The organism is Streptomyces sp. NPDC058701 (genome assembly GCF_042715295.1).
Lineage (GTDB): Bacteria > Actinomycetota > Actinomycetes > Streptomycetales > Streptomycetaceae > Streptomyces.
This window is the reverse complement of sequence record NZ_JBHXSY010000004.1, coordinates 44,076-60,825: the sequence shown is the minus strand read 5'-3', so window position 1 is coordinate 60,825 and position 16,750 is coordinate 44,076. Positions and strand designations below refer to the sequence as shown.

The window sequence follows — 16,750 nt, the reverse complement described above, 5'->3', positions numbered from 1 at the left end:
ACGGCGGCGGGCACGCGGCGCCGGAGCGGCCGGAGCGGCCTCCGCCTCGGGCGCGGAGGCGGCCTCGGCGACCGGGGCCACGGCGGCCTCGACCGGAGCGGCGGCGGCCGGAGCCTCCGGCGCGGACACGGCACGGGTGGCACGGCGGCGGGCACGGACCGGGGCGGCGGCCGGAGCGGCCTCCGCCTCGGGGGCGGCCGGAGCGGCCTCGGCCACCGGGGTGTTCTCGGCGGCGGTCGCGCCGGGCGGGCCCGCCGGGCGGGAGGCGGCGCGGCGACGCCTGCGCGGGGGCAGGTTGTCGCTGGGGCTGCCGCTGTCGGCGTTACCGGGGGTGGTGGTGTCGTTTTCGTTGTTGAGCATTGCGGGCGGTTCTCCCGTCACGCTCCCGGGCGCCGCGGCTGACGTCCGGTCCGGCTCGGCCCCGCGTAATGAGCGCGGAACCGGCCTCCGGGGCGCGTTCGCCACACGGGAGCTGTAGTCCATGGCCGCCGGTTCCGTACGTGTGTGTGCGTACGGCCTGGCGGAAGTCTTCAGGTCAATGCGCTGCCCGACCCAGGTGGCTCCCGAGTGCCAGGGCTGCGCGACGACGACGATCCCTACGCGGCGGGACCTTCCGGCGCCTTCGCGTCGGCCGTTACGGCGGCCGTTTGTGGGGCGGCCGTGTCGGCCTCGCGGTCGGGCGCGAGCGGGTCGGTCACCGTGCCGGACTCCTCGTCGAAGAGCCCCTGCGCCAGCCTGGTCACCGCTGAGGGGACCGGCGGCGCCAGGTCGGCCACAGCTCGGAGACCGGACAGGACGTCGTCGGGTCGCACGGCAGGTGTCAGATGCCGAACAACCAGCCGCAGTATCGCACAAGCATGGTCCAGAGGCCTATCAGCCTGGGCGGAAAGCGCTTCCAGAGTGACCACCGCGCCGCGCGTGTCGAAGGTCCGCATGCCGTTCTTGGTCCGGCGCTGGACCTCCACCGTCTCGGCGGCGAGGAAGGCCGCCACGGCGCGTTCGGCCTCGGCCGGATCCACCCCGTCCAGGCGCAGCTCCCAGACGGAGGCGGTGAGCCGGTCGGCGAGGCCCGAGGTGCGGGCCTCCACGGCGTCGATGATGTCGAGGCCGGTCGGCATCGACTCGTCGAGCAGCTGGCGCAGCTTCTCGGGGTCGCGCGGCGCCGCGAGGGCGATCTCCAGGTACTCGGCCTCGCTGCCGGTCCCGGTGGGGGCGGCATTGGCGTACGAGACGCGGGGGTGCGGGGTGAAGCCCGCCGAGTACGCCATGGGCACCTCGGCACGGCGCAGGGCCCGCTCGAACGCCCGCTGGAAGTCGCGGTGGCTGGTGAACCGGAGGCGGCCGCGCTTGGTGTAGCGCAGTCGGATGCGCTGCACCACCGGTGCGGGTGGCGGGCCTTCGGGCTGTCGCTTGCCCAGTGGTTCTTCTCCTTGTGCGGGGCTCCGCGACCGGCGCGTCGCCCTGAGGTCTGTGGGGCCTGCGGGCCACGCCCCGCCTCCGGCTCACCCCTGCCGTTCGTGGAGGGAGATCTCGGGAGCGGGCGTGTTGCCTGCGGCCTTCTTACTACCCAGAGTACGCGCCCGTGACCTCACCGGTTCCCGGGAAGGGGTGCCGAAGAGCGCCTGCCGCACGCCGGCACGTGCCTCCCGCACCGCGGCGCGTGCGGTGCGCCACACCTCGCGTACGAAATGCCCGGCGGGAGTGGCGACCTGCCGGTAGGCCCACGCCGCGGGCCGGGCGACGAGCCCGCGCCACAGCAGGAGCAGTCCGCGCCCGACGGCCCGGCTGACGCGGCCGGCCAGCCGCCAGGCGGAGAGGAGGAGGTGCCCGAGCGGTGTGAGCACGTACGCGTACAGCCCGCGTGCGGACCGGGCCAGGCCGCGGCCGAGCGGCGCCAGCAGGCGGCGGTACGCCATGTCGGCTGCGGGGACGACCGCGTACCGCCACGTGGCGACCCAGGGCCACACCAGCAGGGCCTTGGCCAGCCAGGCGAGGCCGTGCCCGGCGGGGACCGCGCCGTAGCGCCACAGCACGACCCACGGCCGGACGAACAGGGCGCGCAGGAGCACCGGGAGGAAGCGGGCGAGGCCGCGCCCGGCCGGGGCGAGGACCCGGCGGTGGAGCCACCGGGCCAGTCGGCCGGCCCCGCGGACCGGCGGGAGCAGCAGGTGGCGGTAGCCGGCGACGAGGAGCCGGACGGTGCCCGCGCCGAGCGGCCGCAGCACGTACCGGCCCAGGGCCCGGACCGCCCTCGCGAGCCCGTGGCCGGCCGGGCGCAGCAGGTACTGGAACAGCCCCCGCCCGAGCGGGGTCACGACGTACCGCCAGAGCCCGGCCCAGGGCCACACGAACACGGCTTTCGCCAGCCACCCCAGCGCCGTGGCCGTCCACCGCGCGCACCGTGCGAGCCCGTGGCCGAGCGGGGTCAGCACGTACCGCCACAGCGCGGACCCGGCGGGTGCGAGGACGTGGCGCCACGCGGCGGCCCACGGCCAGTAGCAGACGGCGAGGAACGCCCACCGCAGGACGAGCCCCGCGCCCCGCGCCAGCCGGGCCGCGCCGCGGCCGAGGGGGGACAGGACGTACCGGTGGAGCCCGGCGAACAGCCGGGCCGCCGCGTCGCCGGCCGGCCGCAGGGCGCGGCGGTGCACGGCGCGGGCGCACAGGACCAGCAGGTCCCAGGCCATCCGCAGCGGCAGCAGGATCAGCACGGCCACGATCCGCACGGGAATGCGCACCACCGCGAACACACACCCCTGGCCCTCGGGCGGCCGGGAGGGGACCGAGAGCCCCGCGACCGATCCGGGGGCGGATCCGCGAACGGTCCCGGGGGCGGGCCCGGGGTCGGTCCCGGGGGCGGGCCCGGGGTCGGTCCCGGGGGCGGAGCCCGGGTGTTTCTGCATGTCGACGGCCATGCTTCTCACGACGCACGGGAGGCCCCCACCGTTGCGGGTGGGGGCCTCCCGATGCGCGGGCGTCACGCGGTGACCGTGGTGCGGGTCACCGCGCGGCCGGCTACTTCACGACCGTGAGCGGCAGCAGCTTCTTGCCGGTGGGGCCGATCTGGATGTCGAGGTCGAGCTGCGGGCAGACGCCGCAGTCGAAGCACGGGGTCCAGCGGCAGTCCTCGACCTCGGTCTCGTCGAGGGCGTCCTGCCAGTCCTCCCAGAGCCAGTCCTTGTCGAGACCGGAGTCGAGGTGGTCCCAGGGCAGGACCTCCTCGTACGTGCGCTCGCGGGTCGTGTACCAGGCGACGTCCACGCCGTACGCGGGCAGCGCCTTCTCGGCCGCCTCCATCCAGCGGTCGTAGCTGAAGTGCTCGCGCCAGCCGTCGAAGCGGCCGCCCGACTCGTACACGGCGCGGATGACGTCGCCGACGCGGCGGTCGCCGCGCGAGAGCAGGCCCTCGACGACGCCCGGCTTGCCGTCGTGGTAGCGGAAGCCGATGGAACGGCCGTACTTCTTGTCTCCGCGGAGCTTGTCCCGGAGCTTGCCCAGACGGGCGTCCGTCTCCTCCGCCGACAACTGCGGAGCCCACTGGAACGGGGTGTGGGGCTTCGGCACGAACCCGCCGATCGACACCGTGCAGCGGATGTCGTTCTGGCCGGAGACCTCGCGGCCCTTGGCGATGACGTTGACCGCCATGTCGCCGATCTGGAGCACGTCCTCGTCGGTCTCGGTCGGCAGGCCGACCATGAAGTACAGCTTCACCTGGCGCCAGCCGTTGCCGTACGCCGTGGACACGGTCCGGATCAGGTCCTCTTCGGAGACCATCTTGTTGATGACCTTGCGCATGCGTTCGGAGCCCCCCTCGGGGGCGAACGTCAGGCCGGAGCGGCGCCCGTTGCGGGTGAGCTCGTTGGCCAGGTCCACGTTGAAGGCGTCCACGCGGGTCGACGGGAGGGACAGGCCCACCTTGTCGTCGGTGTAGCGGTCCGCGAGGCCCTTGGCGATGTCGGCGATCTCGGTGTGGTCCGCGGAGGACAGCGACAGCAGACCGACCTCCTCGAAGCCGGTGGCCTTCAGGCCCTTCTCCACCATCTCGCCGATGCCGGTGATGCTTCGCTCCCGCACGGGGCGCGTGATCATGCCGGCCTGGCAGAAGCGGCAGCCGCGGGTGCAGCCGCGGAAGATCTCCACGGACATCCGCTCGTGGACGGTCTCGGCGAGCGGGACCAGCGGCTGCTTCGGGTAGGGCCACTCGTCGAGGTCCATGACGGTGTGCTTGGACACGCGCCACGGCACGCCGGAGCGGTTCGGGACGACGCGGCCGATGCGGCCGTCGGGCAGGTACTCGACGTCGTAGAAGCCCGGGACGTACACGCCGCCGGTCTTCGCGAGGCGCAGCAGGACTTCCTCGCGTCCGCCCGGGCGGCCCTCGGCCTTCCAGGCGCGGATGATCTCGGTCATGTCGAGGACGGCCTGCTCGCCGTCACCGATGACCGCGCAGTCGATGAACTCCGCGATCGGCTCGGGGTTGAAGGCCGCGTGGCCGCCCGCGAGGACGATCGGGTGGTCGACGGTGCGGTTGCGGGCCTCCAGCGGGATGCCCGCGAGGTCCAGCGCCGTGAGCATGTTGGTGTAGCCGAGCTCGGTGGAGAAGGAGAGCCCGAAGACGTCGAACGCCGACACCGGGCGGTGCGAGTCGACGGTGAACTGCGGCACCCCGTGCTCGCGCATCAGTTCTTCGAGGTCCGGCCACACGCTGTAGGTGCGCTCGGCGAGGACGCCCTCGCGCTCGTTCAGCACTTCGTACAGGATCATGACGCCCTGGTTGGGCAGCCCGACCTCGTACGCGTCCGGGTACATGAGCGCCCAGCGGACGTCGCAGGTGTCCCAGTCCTTGACGGTGGAGTTCAGCTCTCCGCCGACGTACTGGATCGGCTTCTGTACGTGCGGAAGCAGGGCCTCGAGCTGTGGGAAGACCGACTCGGTCATCACGCGACTTTCGTGAAGCGGGCAGGGGACGACTGTCAAGCGTACCCCGGGGCACAGCCGCCCCTTCCCGCATGATCATTCCAGGGCGGCCCGCAGCGCCGGGTCGGCCGCCTTCGCCCACACGTCGGGGAGTTCGCGCTCGCGGTGCTCGGCCAGGGCCTCCTCGCGGCCGTACAGGACGCCCCAGGTGAAGCCCGGCTCCCCGGCTCCCTGCGCCTGGGCGGCGAGGCCGCGCAGGGCTTCGCGGGCCACCACGCCGTCCTGGTGGTCGCCGAGCAGGGACTGGACGGACTTGACGGCCTCGGCGAGCCGCTTGGCCGGTTTCCCCAGCGCGGGGACGGCCGCCTCGGCCGCGTACCGGGCGCGCTTGGCCGCCTTGCGGGCGTCGTGCAGGGCCAGGTCGCGGTCGTGGCCCGCCTCCATGGCCAGCGCGTCCCCGACGCGCCCGGCGAGGCGCTCGAAGTCGCGGAGCACGGCCGCGGGCAGCACCTCGTCCGAGGGCCGGGCGGCGGCGTCGCGCAGCGGTGGGTCGTCCAGCAGGGCGTCGAGGGAGTCGAGCAGGGCGATGTACCTCTTGCCGTCGAGCACGGCCAGGGCCCTGCGCCGGGATCCGGCGCGGCGGGTGGCGTTCCACGCGCGCAGGCGGCTGCGGACCGGGCCCGTGACCAGGGGGCGCGGGAGCTCGCCGAGGTGCGTCTGGATCCGCTCCAGGAGGACCTCCTGGTCGCGGTCGACGCCGAGTTCGGCGGCCAGCCAGCGCAGTTCCTCGCCGACCGCGTCGGTGGCGTCGCGGTCGAGCACCTTGCGGTAGGTCTTGAAGGCGCTGCGCAGCCGGCGCGTGGCGACCCGCATCTGGTGGACGGAGTCCGGCAGGTTCCGGCGGACGGCCGGGTCCTGGGCGACGAGGGTGTCGCGCTGTGCGCGCAGGTACGCGAGTACGTGGGCGCCCGCCGTGTCGTCGGGGCCGTCGCCGCCGGGCCGGGCGGGGGGCTCGGCGCCGGTCTCGGCGAGGGCGCGGGCGAGCTTCGAGGGGGCGTCCGAGATCTTGAGCCCGGCCTTGCGGAAGGTCTTCTCGACCGCGTCGAGCAGCGCGGGGTCGACTCCGTCGGCGAGTTCCACCTCGACTTCGGTCCAGGCCGCGGCGGCGTCGCCCCGCTCTGCGCGGACCGCGTCGGTGGACAGCTCCGCGAGGAGGGCGCCGTCGGCGTCGAGGAGGTGGCTGACGCGGCGCGAGGACACCAGCCTGACCTGCGGGACCAGGCCGGCGCCCCGGACGCGGGAGCGGACCAGCGCGGCGAGGGAGTCGGGGAGGGCGTCGCCGAGCGGGGCCCCGATCTCGTCGCGGACACCCGGGGAGACGGGCAGTTTGAGGTGCCAGCCGGCGTCGGCGCCGCCGGTCCTGCGGCGCAGGGTGAGTCCGTCGGCGGCGAGCCGCCAGTCGGGGGTGTCGTAGTAGTCGGCGTCGAGTTCGACGGTGCCCCGGTCGGTCACGGCCGTGATGCCGGCCGTGCCCGTCAGGTCCGGCACCTCGCGCCGGGCCGGGCCGGAGCCCTTCCCGGCCCGCGTGAACTCGAATTTCCGCTCGATCTCGCGCTTCGTGTCCGCCATGGACCGAATTTAGTCCTGAACGGGGCACGGCTCCAGGGTGAACGGGGCATTAGGCCGACAACGGCCGCTGCACCTTGATCGACTGCAACAGCCCGACCGCCACCCAGACGGCGAACATCGAGGACCCTCCGTACGAGACGAAGGGCAGCGGGAGCCCGGCCACCGGCATGATCCCGAGGGTCATGCCGATGTTCTCGAAGGACTGGAACGCGAACCAGGCGATGATGCCGGCGCACACGATGGTCCCGTACAGCTCGGTGGTCTCGCGGGCGATCATGCACGCGCGCCACAGGATGATGCCGAGCAGGACGAGGATGAGCCCGGCCCCGATGAAACCGAGTTCCTCCCCCGCCACCGTGAAGACGAAGTCGGTCTGCTGCTCCGGTACGAACTGGCCGGTGGTCTGCGATCCCTTGAAGAGCCCGGAGCCGGTCAGGCCGCCCGAGCCGATCGCGATGCGGGCCTGGTTGGTGTTGTAGCCGACGCCCGCCGGGTCCAGTTCGGGGTTGGCGAAGGCGGCGAAGCGGTTGATCTGGTACTCGTCGAGGACGCCGAGCTGCCAGACCAGGACGGCGCCGCCGACGCCGGAGCCGAGCAGGCCGAGGACCCAGCGGTTGGAGGCGCCGGAGGCCAGCAGCACGCCGAGCACGATGACGACCATGACCATGACGGAGCCGAGGTCCGGCATCAGCATGACGATGCCCATGGGGGCGGCCGCCAGGCACAGGGCCTTGACGACCGTGCGGTGGTCGGGGTGGGCGAGGTCGCCCGCGTCCACCCGGGTGGCCAGCAGCATGGCCATGACCAGGATGATCGTGATCTTCACGAACTCGGAGGGCTGGAGGGAGAATCCGCCGCCGATCACGATCCACGCGTGGGCGCCGTTGATGGTGGCGCCGAGCGGGGTGAGGACGGCGAGGATCATCACCAGCGAGAGCCCGTAGAGCACGGGCACCGCGCCGCGCAGGGTGCGGTGGCCGAGCCAGACGGTGCCGATCATCAGGACGAGGCCGATGCCGGTGTTCAGCGCGTGCCGGAAGAGGAAGTAGTACGGATCGCCCTGGTTGAGCTGCGTCCGGTTGCGGGTCGCCGACCACACCAGCAGGGCGCCGATGAGGGACAGCGCGAGGGCGGACAGGAGTATCGGCCAGTCGAGCCGGCGCACGACCGAGTCGCGGGCGGTGATTCTGGCCATCGCCCCGCGCTGTTCGGGCGCGTACCGGGAGACGGAGAACTTGTTGGCGGTCTGCATGTCCTTCAGTCCTGCCGTGCGGGGGGTGGTCCGGCGAGTGCGGGCGGCGCGACATCCTCCGGGGACGGCGGCACGTACGGCTTGATGTCGGGGGCTTCGATGGAACCGTCGGGCAGGATCCGGGGCAGTTTCGCCTCCGGCTTGGGCAGCAGGGCCTTCTTCGGGTCCTGGTTGCCCTCCATGTCGAGGCCGTAGATGGCGTTGTAGATGCTGCGGACGGCGGGGCCCGAGGCTCCGGAACCGGTACCGCCCTGGGAGATGGTCATGACGATGGCGAAGTCGTCGGTGTACGTCGCCAGCCACGAGGTGGTCTGCTTGCCGTAGACCTGGGCGGTGCCGGTCTTGGCCCGCATCGGGATCTTGTCCAGCGGCCAGCCGCCGAACCGCCAAGCGGCGGTGCCGCCGGGCGCGACGACGGAGCGCAGGCCCTTGTCGAGGTCCCTGACGGTCCGGGCGTCGATCGGCAGCCTGCCGTGGGCCTGGGGCTTGATCATCTCGACGTGCTTGCCGTCGGGGCTGATCACGGCCTTGCCGACGGTGGGGTTGTAGAGGGTGCCGCCGTTGCTGATGGCCGAGTAGGCGGTGGCCATCTGGATGGGGGTGACGAGGACGTCGCCCTGGCCGATGGCGAAGTTGATGCTGTCGAACGCCTTGAGCTGGTTGCCTTCGAGGCAGCTCTCGTAGGCGATCTGCTCGACGTAGGTGCCGCCCTTCTTGCCCTGCTTGCACCAGGCGTTCTTGTTGGCCTCCCAGAAGTTCTTCTTCCAGCGCCGGTCGGGGATGCGGCCGGTGACCTCGTTCGGCAGGTCGATCTGCGTCTCGGACCCGAGCCCGAACTCGCGGGCGGTCCGGTAGAACCAGTCGTGGGCGTCCTTCTTGGGCTGGAGACCGCCGTCGTGCTGCCACTCCTTGTGGCCGAGGGCGTAGAAGACGGTGTTGCAGGAGAACTTGAGCGCGTCGCCGAGGGTGATGGGGCCGTGCCCCTTGGACTCGAAGTTCGCGAAGCTGCGGCCGCCGAGGCTGTACGAGCTGCTGCAGTTGTACTTGTCGTCGAAGGCGTAGCCGGCCCGCACGGCCGCGCTGGCCGACACCACCTTGAAGATGGAACCCGCGGGGGCCTGGCCCTGGATGGCCCGGTTGAGCAGCGGGTAGTTGGACTTCTTGCTGGTGAGCCGGGCGTAGTCGGTGGCCGAGATCCCGCCGACCCAGGCGTTGGGGTCGTAGTCGGGCTGGGAGGCCATCGCGACGACCCGTCCGGTCTTGACCTCCATGACGACGACGGCGCCCGAGTCGGCTTCGTACTTGCGGCCCGTGATCTTGTCGGTCTCGTTGCGGACCGTCTTCATCGCCTGCTGGAGCTCGTACTCGGCGACGGCCTGGACCCGGGCGTCGATGCTGGTGACGAGGGTGGACCCGGACACGCCCGGGTCGGACTTGGTCTGGCCCATGACCCGCCCGAGGTTGTCGACCTCGTACGAGGTGACCTGCGCCTTCCCCCGCAACTCCTTGTCATAGGTGCGTTCGAGTCCGGAGCGGCCCACCTGGTCCGAGCGCAGGTGCGGCGAGTCGGTGTTCTTGGCCTTCTGGATCTCGTCGTCGGTGACCGGCGAGAGGTAGCCGAGCACCTGCGCGGTCCGGGTCCCGCCGGGCGCCGGGTAGCGGCGGACGGCGGTGGGCTCCGCCGTGATGCCGGGGAACTCCTCGGGGCGTTCGCGCAGCTGCAGCGCCTGCTGCGTGGTGGCTTCGAGCGTGACCGGAATCGGCTGGTACGGGGAGCCGTTCCAGCAGGGCGCGGGGGTCCGGGAATCGCAGAGGCGGACCTTGTCCATGACCTCTCGGGGGCTCATGTCCAGGACGCCGGCGAGGCGGGTCATGACGCCCTTGCCCTTGTCGGGCATCTTCATCAGGGCGGTACGGCTGGCGGACACGACGAGGCGGGTCTCGTTGTCGGCGAGCGCGACCCCGCGGGCGTCGAGGATCGAGCCGCGCACGGCCGGCTGGACGACTTGCTGGACGTGGTTGCTCTTGGCCTCGTCGTAGTACTCCTGCCCGTTGCGTACCTGGAGGTACCACAGGCGCCCGGCGAGGGTGAGGAACATCGAGAGGACCAGCACCTGGATCATGACAAGCCTGATGCGCACCCGGGAGGTGCGGCCGGTTTCCGGAGAGTTGGTCACCGCTGCTCCCTCGTCACAGTTTCTTGACGCTCTTCACGCTCTTCACGACCTTGACGCCCTTTATGCGGCCGGCCCGGTTGGCGCGCCCGCGGGCGGACTTCATGCGCAGGCCGCCGCGCTGGCTGCCGATGCGCAGGCCGGTGCCGCCGGCCAGCCAGCCGGAGGAGACGTCCTTGCTCTGGGCGGGGCCGCCTCCGGCCTCGACGGCCATGGGGTCGCTCTCGGCCCGCCGGGCCAGCGCCATGATGAACGGCACGGTGAAGGGCGCGAGGAGCAGGTCGTACAGCGTGGCGGTGAACAGCAGGCCGGTCAGGCCCACGTGGCGGGCGGCGGTGTCGCCCACGAGGGCGCCCACTCCCGCGTACAGCAGGGTGGAGGCGACCGCGGCGCCGACCACGGTCAGCATCGGGCCCCAGGCGGAGCGGAACCGCCCGCTGTCGGGGCGGACCAGGCCCGCCACGTAGCCGATGAGGCAGAGCACGAGCGCGTACCGCCCGGCGGCGTGGTCGGCGGGCGGGGCCAGGTCGGTGAGGAGGCCGGCGGCGAAGCCGATGAGGGCGCCGGTGACGTGCCCGTACACGAGTGCGAGGGCCACGACCGTGAGCAGGACCAGGTCGGGTACCGCGCCGGGCAGTTGGAGCCGGCCCAGGACGGTGACCTGGACGACGAGGGCCACCACCACGAGGGTGGCCGAGAGCAGGATCCGGTTGAAGCGCATGGGCGGTCTGCTCCTACTCGTCGGCCGGCTTGCCGGCCACACCGGCCGACGCGGACGGGGTGACCGTCACGGTGACGGTCGGGGTGGGCTTGGGGGCCTCGGGCTTGGGAGGCAGGACGGCGTCGCGCGGGTCCTCGCGCGGCGGCATGACGACGACGCCGACGATGTCCAGCCGCGAGAACGCGACGGCCGGCTTCACCCATACGGTGCGGGTGAGGTCGCCGCGCGAGGGGTCGACCTTGACCACCTCGCCGATCGGCACGCCGGGCACGAAGGGCTTGTTGCCGCGCGAGCCGAAGGTCACGAGGCGGTCGCCGGGGTTGATCCTGGCTTTGCCGTTGAGCATCTGGACGGACATCGCGCGGTCGCCCTGGCCGGTGGCGAAGCCGAGTTCGCCGCTCTTCTCCAGCCGGGTGCCGACGGTGAAGTCGGGGTCGTTGGCGAGGACGACGGTGGCCGTGTCGGGGCCCACGGTGGAGACCCGGCCGACGAGTCCGTCCCCGTTGAGGACGGTCATGTCGCGCTCGATGCCGTCCTTGCTGCCGGCGTCGATGGTGACGGTCCAGGAGAAGCCCTGGGCCGCTCCTATGGCGATGACCTCGGCGCCCTTGATGCCGTACTGTCCGGCGCCGGCCCGCTTGAGCATCTCGTCCAGCTCGCGGACCCTGCTGCGGTTCTGGTCCTCGCTGCCCAGCGTGGCCTTGAGGCGGGCGTTCTCACGCTCCAGGACGGCGATGCGGTTGTGGCGCTCGCCGGAGTCCCGTACCGCCCCTATGGCGTTGGCGACCGGGTCGACGGCGGTCGACACGCCCTCCTCGACCGGGCCGAAGACCGTTGCGGCGGCTTGCCGGGCACCGTCGACCGGAGACTCCTCGCCGGCCCTGATGTCCACCGTGATCAATGCGAACGCGATGGCGATCAGAAGCACCAGGAGCAGCCGGCTTTCTCGTGTGTCCCTCACGTGCGGCGGCGTGCCTTCCTCGTAGAGATGTGCGAGCGGCGCGGAGCCGCTCCCGGGGGGCCGGTGCTGTCATCGGGGCGGTGGCTCCGCTCCGTCGGAGCCGGGGCTCGCACAGGTCTTTTGCCTGTATATCAACGATCCGCCGCACGGGCTCGGCAGCACCCGTACGGCGGATTCTTGTGTTCCGCGCGGTCCCCGGCCCCGGGGGTCCGCATCAGCGGCGGGGCTGGGCGTCCAGGACCTGCTGGAGCGCCTCGAACTCCTCGACGCACTTGCCGGAGCCGAGCGCGACCGAGTCGAGAGGATCCTCGGCGATGTGGATCGGCATGCCCGTCTCGCGGCGCAGCCGCTCGTCGAGGCCGCGCAGCAGGGCGCCGCCTCCGGTGAGGACGATGCCGCGGTCCATGATGTCGCCGGAGAGCTCCGGGGGGCACTTGTCGAGCGTCGTCTTGACCGCGTCGACGATGGCGTTGACGGGCTCCTCGATGGCCTTGCGGACCTCGGCGGCCGAGATGACCACGGTCTTGGGCAGGCCCGAGACGAGGTCGCGGCCGCGGATCTCGGTGTGCTCGTCCTTGTCGAGGTCGTACGCCGAACCGATGGTGATCTTGATCTGCTCGGCCGTGCGCTCACCGAGGAGGAGCGAGTACTCCTTCTTGATGTGCTGGATGATCGCGTTGTCGAGCTCGTCGCCGGCCACCCGGATGGACTGTGCCGTGACGATTCCGCCGAGGGAGATGACGGCGACCTCGGTGGTGCCGCCGCCGATGTCCACGACCATGTTGCCGGTGGCCTCGTGGACGGGCAGGCCCGCGCCGATGGCGGCGGCCATGGGCTCTTCGATGATGTGCACCTGGCGGGCGCCGGCCTGCGTGGACGCCTCGATGACGGCGCGGCGCTCCACTCCGGTGATGCCGGAGGGCACGCAGACCACGACGCGCGGGCGGGCCAGGTAGCGGCGCTTGTGGATCTTGAGGATGAAGTACCGGAGCATACGCTCGGTGATCTCGAAGTCGGCGATCACGCCGTCCTTGAGGGGCCGCACGGCGACGATGTTGCCGGGCGTGCGCCCGATCATCTTCTTCGCCTCGGTGCCGACCGCCAGGATGCCGCCGGTGTTCGTGTTGATGGCGACCACGGACGGCTCGTTCAGGACGATCCCCCGTCCCCGCACGTACACCAGCGTGTTGGCGGTCCCGAGGTCGATCGCCATGTCACGGCCGATGAACGACATGTAGTTCCCCTTGTTCCCCATGAGGAGCGTCTGGCCTTCCAGTTGATAGCTGCTGCTGTCAGGTCGGCGAGGTGGGTGTGTGGGTGGAGGCCCCATCGTAGTGCCGGGAGTACGGACACCGCGCGACGGGACTCCGGCAATCCCGCCGGAGCGGATACCCGCCCCCTTAGTGGTGACGTCGTGTTCTGCCCAGTCGTTCCCGGTCGCCGCCGGAAATACCGGAGGGCGACCGAAATTACTTCGGTCGCCCCAGGTCATGAGCGCTATTTGGCTGATGTCACGTCAGTGGGTGCGTGCTCACAGAGCGGGGAAGAACAGCTTCAGCTCGCGTGCGGCGGACTCCTCGGAGTCGGACGCGTGGATCAGGTTCTCGCGGGTGATGGTGCCGAAGTCGCCCCGGATGGAGCCGGGCGCCGCGGCGATCGGGTCGGTGGGTCCGGCCAGCTGGCGGACACCCTCGATCACGCGTTCCCCTTCCACCACCAGGGCGACGACGGGACCGCTCGACATGAAGCCCATGAGGGGCTCGTAGAACGGCTTGCCCTTGTGCTCGCCGTAGTGCGCCTCCAGGGTTTCCTGGTCCAGCGTGCGCAGCTCCAGCGCGGGCACGGTCCAGCCGGCCTTCCGCTCGATACGGCCGATGATCTCGCCGATCAGGCCGCGCCGGACGGCGTCGGGCTTGAGCAGGACGAGGGTGCGCTGGGTCATGGTGCGGCTCCTTGCGGCATACGGGTGCGGTGGGACGAATCTACAGGGCCGAAACGGTGAACCGTCACGCAGCGTCAGGAGCCGCGGGCGACTCCTGCGCGGCCGACCAGCGGGCCTTGATCGCGTCGATCCTGCGCCCGTAGTGCACCGAGCACCACCACAGGCCGGCGAACACGGCGCCGAGGAAGAACATCGTCGGGACGACGAACCCGCTCGCGATCAGCCCGATCTGCAGGACCCAGCCCAGCTGCACCGCCCCGGGCCGCGAGAGCATCCCGCAGAGCAGCACCGACAGCAGCATCGTGACGCCGCAGACCGTCCAGACCGCCGTCTGGGTCAGGTCCGGGTTCTTCATGGCCACCAGGCCCGCGAACCCGATCACGAAGAACTCGCCGATCAGCGTGCTCGCACACAGCGTGCGCATCCTCAGCCCCTCTTCAGCAGCAGGCGGGCCTCGCCCACCGTGATCACGGACCCGGTCACCAGGACCCCGGCCCCTCCGTACTCGGCCTCTTCCTCCGCCAGGGTGATCGCCGCCTCCAGGGCGTCGTCGAGCCGCGGCTCGACCTGCACCCGGTCCGCGCCGAAGACCTCGACCGCGACGCCCGCCAGCTCGTCCGCGCCCATGGCCCGGTGACTGGAGTTCTCCGTCACCACCACCTCCGCGAAGATCGGCTCGAAGGCCTCCAGCACCCCGCGGACGTCCTTGCCCTCGCTCGCGGCCACGACGCCGACCAGCCGGCTGAAGCCGAACGACTCGGTGACCGCCTCCGCGGTGGCCGCCGCGCCCGCCGGGTTGTGCGCCGCGTCGAGGACCACCGTGGGACTGCGCCGTACGACCTCCATCCGGCCCGGCGACGTCACCGAGGCGAAGGCCTTCCGTACGGTCTCCACGTCCAGCACCCGCGCGTGCTCCTGGCCGACGCCGAAGAAGGCCTCGACCGCGGCCAGCGCCACCGCCGCGTTGCGCGCCATGTGGGCGCCGTACATCGGCAGGAAGATCCCGTCGTACTCGCCGCCCACGCCGCGCAGCGTCAGCTGCTGCCCGCCGACCGCGACCTCGCGCGCGACGACGCCGAACTCCATGCCCTCGCGGGCCACCGTCGCGTCGACCTCGACGGCCCTCTTCAGCAGCACCTGCGCCGCGTCCACCGGCTGCTGCGCCAGGATGACGGTGGCGCCCTGCTTGATGACGCCGCCCTTCTCCCGGGCGATCTCGCCGGGGGTGGAGCCGAGCCGGTCGGTGTGGTCCAGGCTGATCGGGGTGACCACCGCGACCGAACCGTCGATGACGTTGGTCGCGTCCCAGGTGCCGCCCATGCCGACCTCGACGACCGCCGCGTCGACCGGGGCGTCCGCGAAGGCCGCGTACGCCATCCCGGTGAGCACCTCGAAGAACGACAGCCGGTACTCCTGCGCAGCGTCGGTCATCTCTACGTACGGCTTGATGTCGTGGTACGTCTCCACGAACCGTTCGGCGGTGATCGGCGCCCCGTCGAGGCTGATCCGCTCGGTGACCGACTGGACGTGCGGGCTGGTGTAGCGGCCGGTGCGCAGCTCGAAGGCGTTCAGCAGGCACTCGATCATGCGGGCGGTGCTGGTCTTGCCGTTGGTGCCGGTCACGTGGATCGAGGGGTACGCGCGCTGCGGCTCGCCCAGCAGGTCCATCAGCGCCGCGATGCGCGTCACGGAGGGCTCCAGCTTGGTCTCGCCCCAGCGCGTGGCGAGCTCCTGCTCCACCTCCTGGAGCGCCTTCGCCGTCTCCGGGTCGGTGGGGTGGGCGGGTACCGGGTCCCCCTGTGGCGGTCCGGCCTGGGCCCGCAGGGTGCGGCTCCCGGCCTCGATCACCGCCAGGTCGGGATCGCGGTCGGACTCTTCCGCCACGATCCGGTCGAACTCGTCGGGGAGGTGGTCAAGATCGTCGGGGCCGTGGCTCTCGGGCTGCTGCTCACTCACGGGCCCAGTCTACGGACGGCGGCCCGCAGGACCTTCGGCCCGGTCGCTTCGTGACCTTCGGAGGGAAGGGCGACCAGATCGTTATGCAAGCCTTGCGAGCAGGAGATGGGGGAACACATGCCGCAGGCGCGCAGTGAGAAGACGGGGCCCGACAAGGCGGCTTCCAGCCGCGACATCGGAATCGACCTGGGGACCGCCAACACCCTCGTCTACGCCCGGGGCACGGAATCGTCCTCGACGAGCCGTCGGTCGTCGCCGTCAGGGCCGGTACGACCACCGCGCTGGCCGTCGGCGCGGAGGCCAAGGAGACCATCGGCCGCACTCCCGGCTCCATCACCGCGATCCGCCCCCTCAAGGACGGCGTCATCTGCGACCACGAGGCCGCCGAGGAGATGATCCGGCACTTCGTCCGCAAGGCGGTCCCCGGCCGGCGGACCCGCACCCGGATGGTGATCTGCGTGCCCTCCGGCGTCACTCCGGTCGAACGGCGGGCCATCGTCCACGCCTCCACCCGGGCCGGCGCCAAGACCGTGCACCTGATCGAGGAGCCGATGGCCGCGGCGATCGGCGCCGGGCTGCCGGTGGCCGAGGCGCGCGGCTCGATGGTGGTGGACATCGGCGGCGGCACCTGCGAGGTCGCCGTCATCTCGCTGGGCGGCATCGTCACCTCGCGCTCGCTCCGGGTCGGCGGCGACCGGCTCGACGCGGCGGTCATCGACCACGTGCGCAGGGAACACGGGCTGCTCCTGGGCGAGCGCACCGCCGAGGACGCCAAGGTGGCCATCGGATCGGCGTGGCCCGTACCCGACCGGCCCGAGCTGGAGACCCGGACCTTCACCGTGCGCGGCCGCGAGAGGGTCGGCGGCATGCCCCGGACCCTCCGGCTGACCGCCACCGACGTACGGGCGGCGCTCGACGAGCCCGTGGAGGCGATCATCGCGGCCGTCCGCGCCACCCTGGAGGAGTGCCCGCCGGAGCTGTCCGGCGACGTGATGGAGCACGGCATCGTCCTGACGGGCGGCGGCGCGCTGCTGCCGGGCCTGGACCTGCGGCTGGCCTCCGCGACCGGCATCCCCGTCTTCGTCGCGGACGACCCGCTGGACTGCGTGGCCCTGGGCTGCGGCACGTGCGTCGAGGACCTGGACACCCTGGAAGGGGCCCGGTTCGCCTCCGGGGTGCTGCGGGCCTGACCCGTACG

At 71.9% G+C, this 16,750-nt stretch carries 13 protein-coding genes and 1 pseudogene; 1 reads left to right on the top strand and 13 read right to left on the bottom strand.

Annotated elements, in window-relative coordinates:
* The 13 genes from ACFWW8_RS05190 to ACFWW8_RS05130 form a co-directional block, all read right to left on the bottom strand.
* On the bottom strand, window positions 1-360 hold a 360-nt coding region (locus tag ACFWW8_RS05190), incomplete at its 3' end, for a hypothetical protein (protein WP_386523864.1).
* Between the two features lie 236 nt (window positions 361-596).
* Window positions 597-1,376, bottom strand: coding sequence for a TIGR03936 family radical SAM-associated protein (locus tag ACFWW8_RS05185; protein WP_386523861.1), 780 nt, complete (start codon window positions 1,374-1,376; stop codon window positions 597-599).
* A gap of 126 nt (window positions 1,377-1,502) precedes the next feature.
* Complete coding sequence (locus ACFWW8_RS05180) at window positions 1,503-2,741, bottom strand: hypothetical protein (RefSeq protein WP_386523858.1); 1,239 nt, start codon at window positions 2,739-2,741, stop codon at window positions 1,503-1,505.
* Window positions 2,742-3,015: 274 nt separating this feature from the next.
* Complete coding sequence (locus tag ACFWW8_RS05175) at window positions 3,016-4,941, bottom strand: TIGR03960 family B12-binding radical SAM protein (protein WP_386523855.1); 1,926 nt, start codon at window positions 4,939-4,941, stop codon at window positions 3,016-3,018.
* Between the two features lie 72 nt (window positions 4,942-5,013).
* Window positions 5,014-6,546 (bottom strand): CHAD domain-containing protein, encoded by a 1,533-nt coding sequence (locus ACFWW8_RS05170; RefSeq protein ID WP_386523854.1) that lies wholly within the window; start codon window positions 6,544-6,546, stop codon window positions 5,014-5,016.
* Between the two features lie 49 nt (window positions 6,547-6,595).
* Window positions 6,596-7,798: a rod shape-determining protein RodA gene (rodA, locus tag ACFWW8_RS05165; protein ID WP_386523851.1), complete on the bottom strand. Its 1,203-nt coding sequence runs from the start codon at window positions 7,796-7,798 to the stop codon at window positions 6,596-6,598.
* Window positions 7,799-7,803: 5 nt separating this feature from the next.
* A complete protein-coding gene (mrdA, locus tag ACFWW8_RS05160) occupies window positions 7,804-9,975 on the bottom strand; it encodes a penicillin-binding protein 2 (protein ID WP_386523848.1) in 2,172 nt (723 codons plus the stop codon).
* A 13-nt stretch (window positions 9,976-9,988) separates the two neighbouring features.
* Window positions 9,989-10,693 (bottom strand): rod shape-determining protein MreD, encoded by a 705-nt coding sequence (gene mreD / locus ACFWW8_RS05155; RefSeq protein WP_386523846.1) that lies wholly within the window; start codon window positions 10,691-10,693, stop codon window positions 9,989-9,991.
* A gap of 13 nt (window positions 10,694-10,706) precedes the next feature.
* A complete protein-coding gene (gene mreC, locus ACFWW8_RS05150) occupies window positions 10,707-11,654 on the bottom strand; it encodes a rod shape-determining protein MreC (protein ID WP_386523841.1) in 948 nt (315 codons plus the stop codon).
* 214 nt (window positions 11,655-11,868) lie between these two features.
* Complete coding sequence (locus ACFWW8_RS05145; RefSeq protein WP_112453164.1) at window positions 11,869-12,888, bottom strand: rod shape-determining protein; 1,020 nt, start codon at window positions 12,886-12,888, stop codon at window positions 11,869-11,871.
* Window positions 12,889-13,185: 297 nt separating this feature from the next.
* Window positions 13,186-13,596: a nucleoside-diphosphate kinase gene (ndk, locus tag ACFWW8_RS05140; RefSeq protein ID WP_351280554.1), complete on the bottom strand. Its 411-nt coding sequence runs from the start codon at window positions 13,594-13,596 to the stop codon at window positions 13,186-13,188.
* 64 nt (window positions 13,597-13,660) lie between these two features.
* Window positions 13,661-14,020: a DUF4233 domain-containing protein gene (locus ACFWW8_RS05135; protein WP_386523838.1), complete on the bottom strand. Its 360-nt coding sequence runs from the start codon at window positions 14,018-14,020 to the stop codon at window positions 13,661-13,663.
* Window positions 14,021-14,022: 2 nt separating this feature from the next.
* Window positions 14,023-15,552 carry a bifunctional folylpolyglutamate synthase/dihydrofolate synthase gene (locus ACFWW8_RS05130; RefSeq protein ID WP_386523835.1) on the bottom strand — a complete coding sequence of 510 codons (1,530 nt, stop codon included), beginning with the start codon at window positions 15,550-15,552 and terminating at the stop codon, window positions 14,023-14,025.
* A gap of 117 nt (window positions 15,553-15,669) precedes the next feature.
* On the opposite strand from ACFWW8_RS05130, the pseudogene ACFWW8_RS05125 reads away from it, so the two are divergent.
* A pseudogene (locus ACFWW8_RS05125) lies at window positions 15,670-16,742 on the top strand (rod shape-determining protein).
* Window positions 16,743-16,750 lie beyond the last annotated feature (8 nt).